The sequence below is a fragment of the Bacillus sp. JCM 19034 genome (genome assembly GCF_001310635.1).
Classification (GTDB): domain Bacteria; phylum Bacillota; class Bacilli; order Bacillales; family Bacillaceae_D; genus Halalkalibacter.
In genome coordinates this window covers 94,675-110,401 of the sequence record NZ_BAXR01000005.1, presented here as the reverse complement: position 1 = coordinate 110,401, position 15,727 = coordinate 94,675, and the positions used below count along the sequence as shown (strand labels likewise).

13 protein-coding genes and 2 pseudogenes are annotated in these 15,727 nt (G+C 37.5%); 9 read left to right on the top strand and 6 right to left on the bottom strand.

What is annotated here, in order from left to right:
• The first annotated feature begins 2 nt into the window (after nucleotides 1-2).
• Nucleotides 3-1,091: a helix-turn-helix domain-containing protein gene (locus JCM19034_RS10255; RefSeq protein ID WP_062049478.1), complete on the top strand. Its 1,089-nt coding sequence runs from the start codon at nucleotides 3-5 to the stop codon at nucleotides 1,089-1,091.
• 106 nt (nucleotides 1,092-1,197) lie between these two features.
• On the opposite strand, the pseudogene JCM19034_RS10250 reads toward JCM19034_RS10255, so the two are convergent.
• Nucleotides 1,198-2,255, bottom strand: a pseudogene (locus tag JCM19034_RS10250) (flavin-containing monooxygenase).
• Nucleotides 2,256-2,927: 672 nt separating this feature from the next.
• Here JCM19034_RS10250 and chvE point away from each other — a divergent pair.
• The 4 genes and pseudogenes from chvE (at nucleotide 2,928) to JCM19034_RS10230 (ending at nucleotide 7,072) form a co-directional block, all read left to right on the top strand.
• On the top strand, nucleotides 2,928-4,007 hold the full coding sequence (gene chvE / locus JCM19034_RS10245; protein WP_062049476.1) for a multiple monosaccharide ABC transporter substrate-binding protein: 1,080 nt from the start codon (nucleotides 2,928-2,930) through the stop codon (nucleotides 4,005-4,007).
• A 106-nt stretch (nucleotides 4,008-4,113) separates the two neighbouring features.
• Nucleotides 4,114-5,659: pseudogene (mmsA, locus tag JCM19034_RS10240) on the top strand (multiple monosaccharide ABC transporter ATP-binding protein).
• On the top strand, nucleotides 5,646-6,812 hold the full coding sequence (gene mmsB, locus JCM19034_RS10235) for a multiple monosaccharide ABC transporter permease (protein ID WP_156323949.1): 1,167 nt from the start codon (nucleotides 5,646-5,648) through the stop codon (nucleotides 6,810-6,812). The pseudogene mmsA and the gene mmsB overlap by 14 nt, the downstream one beginning before the upstream one ends.
• 56 nt (nucleotides 6,813-6,868) lie before the next feature.
• Nucleotides 6,869-7,072 (top strand): hypothetical protein, encoded by a 204-nt coding sequence (locus tag JCM19034_RS10230; RefSeq protein WP_062049472.1) that lies wholly within the window; start codon nucleotides 6,869-6,871, stop codon nucleotides 7,070-7,072.
• Nucleotides 7,073-7,225: 153 nt separating this feature from the next.
• Here the strand turns inward: JCM19034_RS10230 and JCM19034_RS10225 are convergent, their stop codons facing one another.
• The 4 genes from JCM19034_RS10225 to JCM19034_RS10210 form a co-directional block, all read right to left on the bottom strand.
• Complete coding sequence (locus tag JCM19034_RS10225) at nucleotides 7,226-7,897, bottom strand: N-acetylmannosamine-6-phosphate 2-epimerase (protein WP_062049470.1); 672 nt, start codon at nucleotides 7,895-7,897, stop codon at nucleotides 7,226-7,228.
• Between the two features lie 117 nt (nucleotides 7,898-8,014).
• Nucleotides 8,015-8,719, bottom strand: coding sequence for a glucosamine-6-phosphate deaminase (gene nagB / locus JCM19034_RS10220; RefSeq protein WP_062049468.1), 705 nt, complete (start codon nucleotides 8,717-8,719; stop codon nucleotides 8,015-8,017).
• Between the two features lie 2 nt (nucleotides 8,720-8,721).
• On the bottom strand, nucleotides 8,722-9,882 hold the full coding sequence (nagA, locus tag JCM19034_RS10215; RefSeq protein ID WP_062049466.1) for an N-acetylglucosamine-6-phosphate deacetylase: 1,161 nt from the start codon (nucleotides 9,880-9,882) through the stop codon (nucleotides 8,722-8,724).
• Between the two features lie 15 nt (nucleotides 9,883-9,897).
• Complete coding sequence (locus JCM19034_RS10210; RefSeq protein ID WP_231686903.1) at nucleotides 9,898-10,734, bottom strand: MurR/RpiR family transcriptional regulator; 837 nt, start codon at nucleotides 10,732-10,734, stop codon at nucleotides 9,898-9,900.
• 255 nt (nucleotides 10,735-10,989) lie between these two features.
• Between JCM19034_RS10210 and JCM19034_RS10205 the strand changes: the two genes are divergently transcribed.
• From JCM19034_RS10205 to JCM19034_RS10195, 3 genes are all read left to right on the top strand, one after another.
• The gene (locus JCM19034_RS10205; protein ID WP_062049680.1) at nucleotides 10,990-11,775 is read left to right on the top strand and encodes a Cof-type HAD-IIB family hydrolase; all 786 of its coding nucleotides are present in this window, start codon (nucleotides 10,990-10,992) and stop codon (nucleotides 11,773-11,775) included.
• A 103-nt stretch (nucleotides 11,776-11,878) separates the two neighbouring features.
• Nucleotides 11,879-12,748 carry an NAD(P)-dependent oxidoreductase gene (locus JCM19034_RS10200; RefSeq protein WP_062049463.1) on the top strand — a complete coding sequence of 290 codons (870 nt, stop codon included), beginning with the start codon at nucleotides 11,879-11,881 and terminating at the stop codon, nucleotides 12,746-12,748.
• 244 nt (nucleotides 12,749-12,992) lie between these two features.
• Entirely contained in the window at nucleotides 12,993-14,009 is a 1,017-nt protein-coding gene (locus JCM19034_RS10195) for a Gfo/Idh/MocA family protein (protein WP_062049462.1), read from the top strand.
• A 177-nt stretch (nucleotides 14,010-14,186) separates the two neighbouring features.
• Here the strand turns inward: JCM19034_RS10195 and JCM19034_RS10190 are convergent, their stop codons facing one another.
• Nucleotides 14,187-15,047 carry a hypothetical protein gene (locus JCM19034_RS10190; RefSeq protein ID WP_062049461.1) on the bottom strand — a complete coding sequence of 287 codons (861 nt, stop codon included), beginning with the start codon at nucleotides 15,045-15,047 and terminating at the stop codon, nucleotides 14,187-14,189.
• A 212-nt stretch (nucleotides 15,048-15,259) separates the two neighbouring features.
• Between JCM19034_RS10190 and JCM19034_RS10185 the strand changes: the two genes are divergently transcribed.
• Nucleotides 15,260-15,718 (top strand): MarR family winged helix-turn-helix transcriptional regulator, encoded by a 459-nt coding sequence (locus tag JCM19034_RS10185; RefSeq protein ID WP_062049455.1) that lies wholly within the window; start codon nucleotides 15,260-15,262, stop codon nucleotides 15,716-15,718.
• Nucleotides 15,719-15,727: the final 9 nt, after the last annotated feature.

Below are 15,727 nucleotides of genomic sequence, written 5' to 3'. Positions count from 1 at the left end.
AATTGGCCCTCCGTTTCGAGGTTAACATATTATTAGCGGATTTAAATATGCCAATCATGGACGGTTTAACTTTAATCAAACAGCTTCGCGAATCGCTTCCAGATTGTAAAGTCATCATTGTTACAGGACATGACGAATTTTCGTATGCACAAGAAGCTCTCCGGCTTAATGTCGTTGATTATATTATTAAACCGGTTGATACAGATGAGTTAAATGACGTTATAGAAAAGGTTTGTCTGGAATTACAAAGTGAAATGGAGCAACAAAAGCTAAGAGAACAAAATTCAAAGCAATTAGAAAGAAATGTTCCGTTATTACGTGAGCATTTTTGTTTCGAGCTGTTACATGGACAATTAAGCAATGAGGAGTTAAAACAGCAACTGGTTTTTTTACAGCTTCCGAAGACGCCGCCAGCTTATGTAGGTGTTATCTTTCTCCTTGAAATGAAAGTGAAGCAGTCCCTACTGTCTAATCAAGAAAAACAAGCGATGATGACAGCACTAGAGAAGCTCATAAAACAACAATTAGTAGGAAAAGAGGTTATCGTCGCATGTCAGATGTTATCAGGGTATGTGTATTTAGTTGGGTGGGGAGATTCTAATTATGTCAATCTCATTACGATTGACCAATTCATACAGCGGGAATTAAAAGTTAGGGTGCTTGTATCGGTAGAACGTGTAAGTGGAGACTTTTTAGATATTACGAACGCTTTTAAAAGATGTCAAAAAAAGGTCAGTGAACAAAACGAGGTTTCACAAATTGTAAGGGGAGCAGAGCATTATATGACTCTTCATTTTCATGATTCTACATTGACGTTAGAAACGATAGCAAATGAATTAGATGTTACCCCGACTTATTTGAGTCGTTTATTTAAACAACAACTAGGTTATTCCTTTGTTCAAGCGTTAACGAAAATAAGAATGAAAAATGCAATGCAGCTACTACATTCAACAAATTTAACGATTAATGAGATTTCTTCCAAAGTAGGTTATGAAACACAGCATTATTTTAGTACCGCTTTTAAAAAAGCAGTCGGAGTTTCCCCGAATGCCTATCGAAAAGGACAAGTTGAATTGAATGAGAAGATGTAATAGGAATGGTCTATAAACTCCGCATGAAGGTAGAATTCGTTCATGTGGAGTTTTTGTATGATCGAACGGAAAACTAACAATATATGGAGTTTAAACCTTATTCTTTCTATTTTGTAGATACAACATTTGAAATAATTGTTGGAACAAGATACTTTGCATCTAAACTCACTCCACATATCAAGGCGGACCCCCTCTGATATTGCCAAGGTAAACCTATAAAATATAAACCTTTAATATCAGTTATTCCCCTGTTATGTATAGGATGTCCATCATCTGAAATAATACCCTCTACATTAATCCAATTATAATCAGGAACGAAACCAGTAGACCAGATAATACTTGAAAATTTTCTCCGAGTGTTATTCTTAAATTGAACCTCAGTATCAATGACATGGGTAACCTTAGGTTTTACATCGACTTTTTTATTCTGAATAAGGTTCTTTAGTTCTTTTCCGAAAATCGGGTCATATCGTCTCTGAACCCATTTCCCTTTTAGCGTATCTTTTCCTGCATACAACAGTCCGAATATTTCCAGCCAATTAAAAATACTTCTTCCAAGAAACATTAAAGGTAGGAATTTAAATTGGTGCCCGACTGCTATTGTTACGTTGTGATCCTTTGCTAATTCCACGGCAATTTGTGCCCCAGAATTACCACCACCTACAACTAGTATATCGGTCCCTTTCACTTCCCTTGGTGAATGATATTCGGAAGAGTGAAGCTGGAATATACTCGACTCCTTTTTTATTACATTTGGTATAAAAGGCTTTTGAAATGCCCCAGTTGCTACCACTACTTGTTTAGCTATAATTTGACCACTGCTAGTTTCTAAGAGGAATGATTCATCGGACTGTTTATTTAATGTAACTACGTTAGTGTTAAACATTATTGGGAGATCAAAACGCTTTACATAGTTATCTAAATAGTCAGCAATATCATTCTTAGTTGGAAATTCTTTTGATAAACCTTCCATCGCCAATCCAGGTAAACTACTATATCTACTAGGAGTAAATAAAACCAAAGAATCATATCTGCTTCTCCAGGAATGGCCTACACGTTCATTTTTATCTAGTATAACAAATGATATATTTTCTTTTTTAGATAATACCCCATTGCTAAACCTGCTTGACCTCCACCGATTATCACAACTTCATAATTTAGCATCTCTATCAATCACTCCTCTTAAATCATAATTATATTCAAGCGTTCATTTGAATATAATTATATATGATTAACAAACATAATAAAATTAGTTTCTAAGTATCCTGATCTTGCCAGTTTGTTTTAAGTATAATCCTTCACAAAATCGATTGAATTTATTGCATTTCTAATTAATGTCCTCCACAATATAGCCCGATTGTTGAATGAATGACGTTTTTACGTTAGTTCGATTGATCTTTTGGACATAGACAAACTCATGCTTCTTAAAATAACCTTGTGGTGTCAGTGGACGGTTATACGGAATGATAGCTCGTTTTTCTTCATCTTGGAGTTTCTTCGTAACACTTGGAATCTAGTATCCGGCAACTACGGCATCTACTCTGCAGGAGGAAAGGGTAGGTTGAAATCTACAGGCGTGCCGGTTAGTTCAACGCCCTCCTGCCAAAAGCGTGCCCCCCCATCCTTAGGAGCGGGTTTGAAGTGCTGTATCGTGACAAATTTCTATACAAAGAAGCCTGTCGAAACTTTGTCGACAGACTGGAAAAGCTGCTAAAGCTTTTTTTATGGTCAAAAAAATATAAAAATTCACAAGATATTGCAAAGAAAATAAAAACGCTTTCATTTACGATATCATTATAGGAAAGATTTACAACATCATTTAAAGGGGGAAGATGTATGCGTAAATGGTTTGTTGTCTTCATGATTTCATTTTCACTGCTTGTCATGGTAGCTTGCGGCAGTGACGGAGCTAGTGGGGGGGATGGCACTGGAACGGTTGGAATTTCTATGCCGACCCAGTCATCAGAAAGATGGATAGCAGATGGTAACAATATGGTGGAGCAATTTGAAGAGCTAGGCTATGAGACGAATTTACAATATGCCGAAGATGTCATCGAAAATCAAATTGATCAAATTGAAAATATGATTACAAGAGGAGTCGATGCACTCGTTATTGCAGCGATTGACGGGGAATCGTTAACGGAAGTCCTAGATTTAGCTTTTGATATGGACATTCCTGTTATCGCCTATGATCGATTAATCCGTAATTCAGAGCATGTTAGCTATTATGCAACATTTGATAACTTTCAAGTAGGTGTATTAAAGGGTAGTTACATTGAAGAATATTTAGGACTTAATGAAGGTGAGGGGCCGTTTAATATTGAGCTATTTGCCGGTTCACCAGATGATAATAATGCATACTTCTTCTTTGATGGTGCATTATCCGTTTTGCAACCTTATATTGATAACGGCCAGTTAGTTGTGCAGAGCGGTCAAACTGATTTCCAGCAAGTAGCAACTTTACGATGGGACGGTTCATTAGCACAAGAGAGGATGGATAATTTGTTAAGTGGCTATTACACAGATAAAACGTTAGATGCGGTGCTATCACCGTATGATGGGATAAGTATCGGAATTATTTCTTCATTAAAAGGTGTGGGCTATGGCTCTGCTGATCTAGCAATGCCGGTTGTAACTGGTCAAGATGCAGAACGACCGTCAATTGTCTCTATTATTGCAGGTGAGCAAACACAAACGGTGTTCAAGGATACGCGTGAACTAGCTGGTAAAGCAGTTGAAATGGTCGATGCTCTACTTCAAGGGGGAGAAGCTGAAGTAAACGATACACAAACGTATGACAATGGTGTAAAAGTAGTACCTTCTTATTTACTAGAGCCTATTTCTGTTGACATTGATAACTACGAAGAAGTTTTAGTTGGTAGCGGATATTATGATGAAGGTGACTTTGACGAGTAAGTAGCGATTCAATTATACTCTTAAAAATTTGCTTGTAAGCGATTTAGTGATAGTACCTTATCTATCACTAAATCGTTATTTACATCTAAGGAAGTGGTGATGAAATGTGGCCAATCCCATTTTAGAAATGAAGGATATAACGAAAACGTTTCCGGGTGTGAAGGCATAGATAGTGTGAATATAACGGTCGAAAAAGGTGAAATTCACGCATTAGTTGGTGAGAATGGTGCTGGTAAGTCGACGTTGATGAAAGTATTAAGCGGTGTTTATCCATATGGGTCATATAATGGTGATATTTTCTTTGAGGGGCAAGTTTGCCAATTTAAAAATATTAAACAAAGCGAAGAATTAGGCATAGTCATTATTCATCAGGAGTTAGCATTGATTCCAGAGCTATCGATTGCCGAAAATATTTTTTTAGGGAATGAACAAGCAAAAAATGGAGTTATAAATTGGAATCAAACGATTAGAGAGGCTTCAAAACTATTAGCAAAAGTAGGTCTAACGGATGAGCCTAGAAAATTAGCAATGGATATTGGTGTAGGCAAGCAACAGCTAGTTGAAATTGCAAAAGCATTATCTAAACGTGTTAAGCTACTCATTCTTGATGAGCCAACAGCAGCGTTAAATGAAGAGGATAGTGAGAATTTATTACATTTATTATTAGAATTTAAGCAGCAAGGAATGACGTCGATTATTATTTCTCATAAATTAAATGAAATTTCTTACGTTGCTGATAATATAACGATTATTCGTGACGGACAATCGATTGAAACGTTATCTATAGCCAGTGGAGAGGTAACAGAGGATCGGATTATTAAAGGGATGGTTGGACGTGATTTGGAGAATCGTTTTCCGCCTCGTGTACCGCAAATTGGTGAAACAATTTTTGAAGTGAAAAATTGGAACGTAGATGACCCGCTTCATGCTGGCAGAAAGTTGATCAAAAACGCAAATTTCCATTTGAAAAAAGGCGAAATTGTTGGAATCGCAGGTTTAATGGGCGCTGGTAGAACGGAACTCGCAATGAGCATTTTTGGTAAAGCTTATGGAAAGAACATTACTGGTCAGATTGTGAAAGACGGAAAAGAAATTAAGATCAATTCTATTAAGGATGCAATTAATCAAGGCTTAGCTATGTAACAGAGGATCGCAAGACGTACGGTGTGATTTTAATAGATGATATTAAACACAATATTTCATTAACTAGTCTTGAAAAACTATCAAACTATCTAGTAGTAGATAAAAATCATGAAAGGAAGGAAGCAGAACAGTTTAGAAGAAAAATGAATATCCGAACACCAAGTATCGATCAAAAAACAGGCAACTTGAGTGGAGGAAATCAACAAAAGGTCGTATTAAGTAAGTGGATATTATCACAGCCTGATCTTTTAATTTTAGATGAGCCGACCCGTGGAATTGATGTTGGAGCGAAATATGAAATTTATAGTGTCATAAACGAATTAGCAGCACAAGGAAAAGCGGTTCTAATAATTTCTTCTGAACTACCAGAGTTGCTAGGCTTAAGTGACCGAATTTATACGTTGAGTGAAGGAAGAATTACTGGGGAAGTTTCTAGAGAGGATGCTAATCAAGAAATATTAATGAAATTCATGACAAGAACAGGGGGCGATGGACATGAAGCTAGCTGATATATTAAAAAATAATATGCGATCATATGGGATGATCGTGGCGCTCATGTTTATTATTTTATTATTTAGTATATTATCAGATGGAATATTGTTAAGACCGCTGAATGTAACCAATCTAATCCTGCAAAATAGTTACATTCTTGTCTTAGCAATTGGAATGGTAATGGTGATTATTGCCGGTCATATTGATTTATCAGTTGGTTCTGTATGTGCATTTATTGGAGCTATTGCGGCAATTTTTATGATTGAAATGCAAATGCCAACAGCCATTGCAGTGTTCCTTTGCTTGTTATTAGGTGCTCTTATAGGTGCATGGCATGGTTTTTTTATCGCTTATTTAAAGATGCCTTCCTTTATTGTTACATTGGCAGGGATGCTGCTATTTAGAGGGTTAACAATGGTTGTTTTAGGGGGACAATCTATTTCACCGTATCCTGCTGAGTTTCGTTTAATTAGCTCAGGCTTTCTACCAGATATCCCCTTTCTCGGTTTATCGTCATATCATGTTTTGACGATAGTAGTTGGTTTTCTTCTTTCTCTTTTTGTGATTTTTAGTGAATGGAAGGAAAGACGTGTCCAATTAAAAAACCAATTTAATGTGTTACCTACTGGATTTTTTATTACAAAGCTAATAGGTATGGTTGCAGTTATTAATATTTTCACGTTTGTGTTAGCTTCTTATCGCGGCATTCCGAATATTTTAGTGATCTTATTCGTTTTAATTGTCGTCTTTTCCTTTATTATGAATAAAACCGTCATGGGACGTCATATTTACGCAACAGGAGGCAATCAAAAAGCAGCGGAATTATCTGGTGTTAAAACAAAACGAGTTACGTTTTGGGTGTTTGTGAACATGGGCTTTTTGTCTGCGATGGCCGGGTTAATTTATGCAGCACGTCTGAATGCAGCAACGCCACGAGCAGGTACGATGTTTGAATTAGATGCGATTGCCGCAGCGTTTATCGGGGGGGCATCAATGGCCGGTGGTGTAGGGACAATTGTCGGTGCGGTAGTTGGTGGTCTTGTGATGGGTGTTATGAATAACGGAATGTCACTTATTGGAATCAGTATTGACTGGCAGCAAGCGATTAAAGGTTTAGTCTTACTTGCCGCAGTTGGATTTGATATTTATAATCGAAATAAGGCAAAGTAACATAGAGAAGATACTCTTACTGACGATAAGAGTATCTTCTTTTTAGGGGGGGACTTATGAAATTTGGAATGAGAAAGCCAAGTTTGAAAAAAAGGGTACGAGCAAGAACGAGCTTAAAAAGACAAGTTGTCCACCGTACGGGTTTAAAAATGCCACGAGGATATGGCTGGGTAAGAAATCCGAAGAAATATGCTTACAATAAGGTGTACAGAAAGACAACCTTTGACATCTTTAAAGTATTGAAGAAATTGTTTAAATAATGTAGGTCATGAAGAGAACAATATGAAGATCGATTACAAGCGTTCTACTGTAAATTTGATCTATGAATGAATGTAAGGAAAAAAGGTGGACGTATGTACTAGCTTGGTTGCAGAAAGCACACACAACCAAGCTAACTAAAACACAATCTAAGATTAAGGTAAAGACTTCACAAATCGCCTCGTAATTTCCAATGGTCTCGTTATAGCAGATCCTACGACAGCTGCATGAATACCTATTGTAAATAGCTCTCTTAGCTGTTCAGGTGTTTGAATCCCGCCTTCTGCAATAATTGGAAGGGGGAGTTCATTGACAAGCTGTTTCATCAGATCCATGTCTGGTAAAGAGCGATCTTTCGTTTGACTCGTATAGCCGCTTAATGTTGTGGCAACGCAATCAAAGCCTAATTTGTATGCTTCGATTCCCTCTTCAAGTGTTGAGCAGTCAGCCATGAACAATTGATTAGGGTAACGGTTACGAATAGAAGGGAAGAACTCTTGAAGTGTCTGTCTATTCGGTCTAACTCGATCGGTTGCATCGATGGCAATCATCTCAACACCTTCTTCGGCAAGCAAGTCAACTTCTTTTTCAGTTGGTGTAATAAATACTTCCGAAGATCGGTAGTCTGCTTTAATAATGCCGATAATTGGTAATGAAACAGATTTCTTAATTTCACGTATGTCGTTAATACCGTTTGCTCTTATTGCTTTTGCACCCCCAAGCATGGCTGCATAAGCCATCCGCCCCATGAATTCTGAGCCGTGCAACGGTTCATCTGGGAGTGCTTGGCATGAAACAATTAGCTGTCCTTTAATTGCATCAAACATTTTTTGTCTCCTTTTTATAAAATGTTCAAAAAAGATCAAGGGAGGTGATTTGCAGGCACGTTGGTTGCTCGTTACACATTTCCTGAATAATGAATCTAACGGCTTCACACGCTTTTATTATCCAATTACGACCGTAACGTTTTGATGTTTATGCAAAACTGAGGCTGGGAAGTCTTCTGTGATCTCACCGTTGAGCAACCTTTCAATGGCGTCTTTTTTCTTTTCGCCTGAAGCGAGTAAGAGAATTTCTTTACTCTCCATTATCGTTTCAATTCCCATTGTAATCGCTTGAGTTGGTACGTCATCTTCATGCTTGAAAAAGCGCGAATTTGCTTTACGTGTAGATGGTTTTAGGTCGACAACATGTGTACGAGTTGTAAAAGCTGTACCTGGTTCATTGAAGCCGATATGTCCATTTTCTCCTAACCCTAATAGCTGCATATCAATTCCGTCGTTTTTCTGGATGAGCTGCTCGTAACGTTCACATTCCTTTTGCGGATTATTTGTATGACCATGAGGAATATGGAATTGATTTTCTGGAATATCAATATGCTTAAACAAATGCTCGTACATGTATTGATGATAGCTATTTTGATCATCCGGCGATAGACCGATATATTCATCTAAATTAAAGGTAGTAACGTTTGAAAAGGAAATTTCCCGTCTTTGATACGCCTCTTCTAATAGTTCATATAATCGTTTGGGTGTAGAGCCTGTTGCTAAACCGAGTACCGGCTGATCAAGCTCCAATAACTTTATTTTGATTAAGTCGTAAGCATAAAAGCTCATATCTTCATAATTATTTACACGTACAATTTTCATTTCTATAACCCCTCTCTTTTAAAGGCTATCGTACCGCGACAAATCGTATAGATAAGATTAAATTGATCATCTATTAATAGGAAGTCAGCGTCTTTACCAATTGCGATGCTCCCTTTTCGATCAAATACCCCGAGTTGTTTTGCTGGGTTTGTAGCTGTCATCTTGATGATAGCTGCAATTGATGCGTTCGTTATTTGTTTCATGTTGTGAGCTGCATCAATCATTTTCACTATACTGCCTGCTAACGTGCCATCCTCTAAAAGTGCTCGTTTACCGTCTGTCTTGACCGTTTGCCCGCCGAGTGAATACGTTCCTTTTGGCATAGCCTTTGCTTCCATCGAATCGGTTATAAGCATAATTCGTTCCGGACCAATATGCTCATAAATGATATGAATCATTTCCTCCGATACATGTAGGCCATCAACAATTAACTCACACATTAATTCTTTTAATAAGAAACCAGCTCCTACTGCACCTACATCACGATGATGGATTCCAGTCATAGCGTTGCAAAGGTGGGTGAGTTGTCTTAGGCCAGAGTGAACCCCTGCTTTTATTTCAGACATTGAAGCATTAGTATGTCCGGCTGAGACGATGACACCAGATTCGTTTAAATGGCGAATAAATTGACCAGTACGATCCATTTCAGGAGCGAGAGTAATCACTTTGATTCGATTATTTGATTGTTTTTGCCAATGGTCAAATGTATCAATAGAAGGGGCAATAACGTACTCCTTTGGTTGAGCTCCTGCTTTTTCTTTATTAATAAAAGGACCTTCTAAATGGACACCTAATAGCTCAGATTCGCCTTCGTTTGTATCATATTTCGCAACAGCTTTTAGTGCTTGTTCTATAGCTGGCTTTGCTTGCGTCATCGTTGCCGCTAAAAAGCTCGTGGTCCCTTCAAAGGGAAGGTTTGAAGCCATTGTTTGCAAAGAAGAGCTCGTTCCATCCATGACATCAGCTCCTGAAATGCCGTGAATATGAGTATCGATAAATCCAGGAATAATATGCTTCCCTTTCCCATTCACAGCATAATCATGTTCATTTAATTGTGGAGTACCTTCATTCACTTCGATAATTTTATGACCTTCCGTTTTTAGATAACCATTTATAATTCCGTTTTCACAATGAATATACGTGTTATAAAAGATTAGTCCCATGACATGCCCCCTGCTTTAATAAAGTTTTTTTGCAATGTTTTCCGATATTTGAAGTTTGACACGGTTTGCTTGCTCATAATTTTCTAAAATAATACCTGTACAAAGTAAGTCAATGGCATAAAGTTGAGCAACCTTTGTAACAAGTGACCCACTATCTAAAGGGTTTTCCTTAGCAGAAGTTAAGAGTGTATAATCGGCCAATTGTGTTAAAGGCGATTTCGAATAGTTCGTTAAGGCGATGATCGTCGCTCCTTGTTCCTTCGCTATTTGGACAGAATCGACAATATCCTTTGAACTTCCCGTTACACTAATGGCAATGACTAACGTTTGTGCTGTCATACTAGAGGAACGCATAACTTGCGTATGAGGATCGGTTATAGCCTGAATATGCTTTCCGATTCTAAGTAGACGATTCTCCATGTCTAGTGCAGCTATACCAGAAGAACCAATTCCAAAGATGACAACGTCTGTAGCACGTGCAATGATTTTTACAGCAGATTGTAATGACCTTTGATCCATTAGTTCGTAAGAGTCTTTAATAGCTTGAATCATATGATTTCGAACTTTTTCAATATATGTACCAGATTCATCAATGTCACTTTTGGACGATAGTTCTTGAGCTAAGGCAAACTTGAAGTCTTGAAATCCTTTAAAGTTTAATTTCCGAAAAAAACGTAGGACGGTTGCTTCACCGACATTACAAGCATCAGAGAGCTCTGTTAAGGAATGATATAAGACATTCTCTGCATAAGAGCTAATATATTGATAAATTTTCGTTTCGGATTTTGTGAAAAGCTGCTTCATTTGCTCCATTGTAATCATAGGTTTTATTTGATTTTTTTCGGTATTCAATTCCGTTCATCCGTCCTCTCAATAAGGATAATGCATTATAAAACTAACAATAGCAAAATGATTGTAAATTGTCAAAATTAAATTATTTATGATAGGTAATTGTCATTTTGTGGTGTTACGAGAAAAGCAAAGTCATGAATGTTTCTTATTGACATGAATCGAGGGAGGTACGATACAATAGAACTAGAAGGAGTATAGAAATAGGACATGATGTAACAATAATAATAAAACTAGACAGAGAAAGTTGGTATGGAAATGGGAGAGAAAAGCTTAGTTTTCTTTGATATTGATGGGACGCTATTAAGAGAAGATAAAACGTTACCTGAGTCAACAAAGGAAGCAATTTTTACATTAAAAAGGGATGGGCATGAAGTAGCGATTGCAACAGGAAGAGCACCGTTCATGTTTGAAGATATCCGCAAAGAACTAGAAATTGACACATATGTTAGCTACAATGGACAATTCGTTGTCTTGAACGGAGAGGTGCTTTATACAAATCCACTTCATACAGAAGCGTTAGTAGCTTTAACAGAGGATGCTGTTAATCATCAGCACCCAATCATCTATATGGATCATGAAGATATGAAGGCGAACGTACCGCCAGAGCATGCTTATATTACAGAAAGTATTGCATCATTGAAAATTTCGCATGTACTGACGCACGATCCTCTATATTATCAAGGTCGTGACCTGTATCAATCGTTATTGTTTTGTCTGGAAGGTGAAGAGAGCACATATGAGCAAAACTATCCCGATTTTGATTTCATTCGTTGGCACCCTCTCTCTGTTGATGTGTTACCAAAAGGTGGCTCAAAGGCGGTTGGTATTGAGAAAATTGTTGAAAAGTTAGGTTATCCAAAAGAAAAACAGTATGCATTTGGTGATGGATTAAATGACATTGAAATGCTTTCGCATATTCACAATAGTGTAGCAATGGGAAATGCTGTGAAAGAGGTACAAGACGCGGCAAAATATGTAACGAAGTCCGTAGAAGATGATGGGATCTACCACGGATTAAAAATGGTAGGGCTGTTGAAATAAGAGTACCGGAACCTAAAGGGGGAGAACCTCTTTAGGTTTTTTAGTGATCAAACAAGGAATAAAAGGTTTTGTATCGAATTCTACTAGAAAAAGGAGTGATTAAATGCAAGTTTCGTTTATCGGACTAGGTATCATGGGGTTACCTATGGCTAAGCATATTTATAATAAAGGCTATCTTTATAAAGTGTATAATCGTACGAGAGAAAAGGCGGATTACTTTTTTGAAAGGGGTATTGATGTCGCTCTGTCGCCAAAGGATGCCGCCATTGGAGCTGATTATATTATTACAATGGTTTCAAATTCGGATGATGTCCATGATGTAATTCTTGGGAAGGATGGGGTTATTCATCATGCGAAGAAAGGGGCAGTCGTCATCGATATGTCCTCCATAAATCCTGAAGTGTCAAAACAAATTGGAGAGAGGTTACAAGAGAAGGGGATTCGATTCCTAGACGCACCGGTAAGTGGTGGTGAACGTGGTGCTATTGAAGGAAAGCTCGCGATTATGGTAGGGGGAGAGGAAGAGGTTGTCGACGATGCAAGAAAAGTTCTGCAATTAATGGGTACACCTGTTCACGTTGGTTCACTAGGTTCAGGAGGGTATGCGAAGTTAGCGAATCAAATTATGGTAGCCCTCCATATTCAAGCAATGTCAGAGGCCTTTACACTAGCCAAAAAAGCGAATCTCCAAGCTGATCAATTATTCGAGGCGATCAAAAATGGACTAGCAGGCAGTAATGTTTTAGAGCAGAAAGTCAGTAATATACAACACGGAGTATTCGAACCAGGATTTAAAGTTTCATTGCACTTAAAAGATTTAAATAATGTGTTAGAAGCGGCTGATCAATTAGATGTACAGCTACCTTTTACAAACGAAATACAACAGGTAATGCAGGAAATGAATAAACAAGGAATGGGAGAGCTCGACCATTCAAGCTTATATGCTTATTTACAAAAGAAGCAGGAGAAATAGCGTTCTACAATAATGAATTAGATTACTCAAAATGTTCAATGTTTAAATGGACAAGTCAGGTGGTAATCCCGTCGAAATTACTCCAATACGGTTATCAAGGAGTATTAATGTAAGGGCTTTCGTGATCCGGTGTGTCGTGACAAATGGGAAATGACTGACCGAATTCACAGCTTACATTATTTTGAAAATTGACTGGGTAGAAATTATGTGCCAATCGAAAATAATAAAAGAAGGAGGGATTTTTTTGACTTCGCATAAAATTGTTGTAGCTGGGTGTGGAAGTATGTCCAATACTTGGCTTGATTATGCAGAACAACGCGACAACGTAGAAATTGTAGGGTTAATTGATGTATCAATAGATGCAGCGAAAGCTATGGCAGAACGAAGGGATTTACAGGTGCCATTATTTACAGAGTTATCACAAGCTATTTCTGAAACGAATGCAAACCTCGTATTTGATGTTACGATACCTGCTGCACATAAACAAATTGTCACAACTGCGTTAAAAGCGGGTTGCAATGTCTTCGGCGAGAAACCAATGGCTGAATCCCTAGAAGATGCCAGAGAAGTTCTAAAAGTCGCTCAGGAAACGGGGAAAAAATACTCAGTTATGCAAAATCGCAGATATAACAAACAGATTCGTGCATTACGAGCCCTTTTAGAAAGCGAAGCAATCGGTACAATTGGTTCACTACATGCTGACTTTTTTCTTGGGCCGCATTTTGGAGGTTTTCGTGATAAGATGGATAGCCCACTTATTGTAGATATGGCCATTCATACATTTGATCAGGCACGTTTCTTATCAGGCAGTGACGCTGTATCAGTATATTGCCACGAGTTTAATCCCTCAGGATCATGGTACAAAGGAAATGCATCAGCCATTATCATATATGAAATGAATGATGGATCTGTATTCTCCTATCGTGGATCTTGGTGTGCAGAGGGGTTGAATACTTCATGGGAATCAGATTGGCGAATAATTGGAAGCAATGGAACCGCTTGCTGGAATGGTTCAAATACGCCAATCTATGAAGTGGTTAATCATACACAACCGATTCAATTTATGAGCAAAACAAAATCTGAAACCGTACCAATGAATTGGGAAGGCAAAGAAGGGCATTGGGGAGGCCTCGATGAAATGTTTGCCTCTATTGAGGAAAACCGTCCGGCAGAAACCGACTGTACTGATAACATTAAAAGCATGGAGATGGTTTTTGGTGCGTTGGAAAGTGCAAAAACTGGAAAGAAAATAATATTATAGTTAGTTTCAATAGTTTTGCATAAGCGGTGTCGCACTTTTCAGCTTCATAGTTGAGACAACCCGATTCTATATCAACGACTATAAAAGACTAAATGAATGCACGGCTGGTCATAAAAGGTAGAAAAAAAAGTCTTCAATTAGGTGTTGAAGACTTTTTCTAATTCGTGTCATTCTCCATTACTCTAGTTCTAATATAGCTCGTTCAAGGAAGCTAAGAACATTTGATTTATTATCGGCATTAAAACGAACAGTAACAATTTTCTCCTCAGCAATCATGTCGATTGAATCAAAAACTGCACTTCCTGAAATATCTATACCATATAAGTACTCGTCGTCGTCGAGTTCTCCTTGATAATAATAAAGGCGACTTTCATCTATTTCAGCTATAAGCTCATCAGACAACCCGATGATCGGCTGAAATGCATCCATACCTATCATTAAATCAAAATGATTTTGATCAATGATGTACATATCTGGTTTCTCTGTGGCGAATACAATTTGTCTTCGCTGTAAGGCAGCCATATCAAGTTCATTACGAGTTTCAGTAGGAGCATATTCAAACTTTACAACCGTTCTTTCCCAATCGGGGAAGTCATATAGGAGTGAATCCTCAAGAGGAGAAACATCTTCCGAATGATATTCTCCTAAAAATAATATTTCAAGATCAGGTTCAGGGAGATTGGCTAATCGTCTTTCCTCGATTTGATGTTCGACGATGCTGTAGAGCAATGATCCAACTATGATGGTGATGATAATTCCGAAAATGGTGTGAAATTTATAGTGATAAAAGAAATGCTCAAGTTTTTCACGAAATGTTTGTGGAGTAGAAGCAGATGGATCATAGCCAATCAAATCATTTTTAATCGTATTGTAAGCTAACGTAATTTGATCCATGTCAACATATTGGTCAGGATCTTCAATTTGTAGATTTTCTTGTGATTTTGAAATACGGATCCAGTACATAAACTTATCTTCTAATTCTTCTAATAAAACGTTTTCACTAACATCCATAATTTGATAAGCTTCTTGAAGTTTCATAGTATCTTCGCATCCTTTGTATTATAAATCAAATGAACTTGTATATTGCTTAAAGTAACATTGCTATACAAAAGCGTCAAGCGGTTACACACAAATGTGCATAGTTTGTAAAAAATACAAAATTATTTTAAGTAAGGGTTAGATTATGTAGTAAGCAAAATACTTGCATAAACAAGTAATTAGCTTGTATGCTAGTTTTGAGGTGAGTTTAGATGAATAAATATCGCTTAGAAGATGCACTCGGCTTTATAGTTGCGATGGCTGGGCGTTCATTGGCTAATAGCGTACAACGAATATTTTCAGAAAATGGCTTTGATGCAACGACGGAGCATTGGACAGTTTTAGTGCAGCTGTGGAATCAGAATGGATTAACACAGCTTGAGTTAGCAGAAAGAACGGGTAGAGATCAAGCAAGTATGTCGCGTTTAATACAAAATATGCTAAATCGTGATTTAATATATCGACAAAAGGATCAAAGGGATGGCAGGTATAAGCGAATTTATTTAACGTCTAAAGGAGTAGAGCAACAGGAGCTGTTAATGAATTTAGTTCAGCAAACGTTGGAAGAAGCTACAAAGGGTATCCCTGAAGAAGATGTCATGACGACAAAACGAGTACTAAAAGAAATTGCTTCTAAAAATGAGATTACAAAAAAGTATTTCAACAGTTAGATGGAAAGA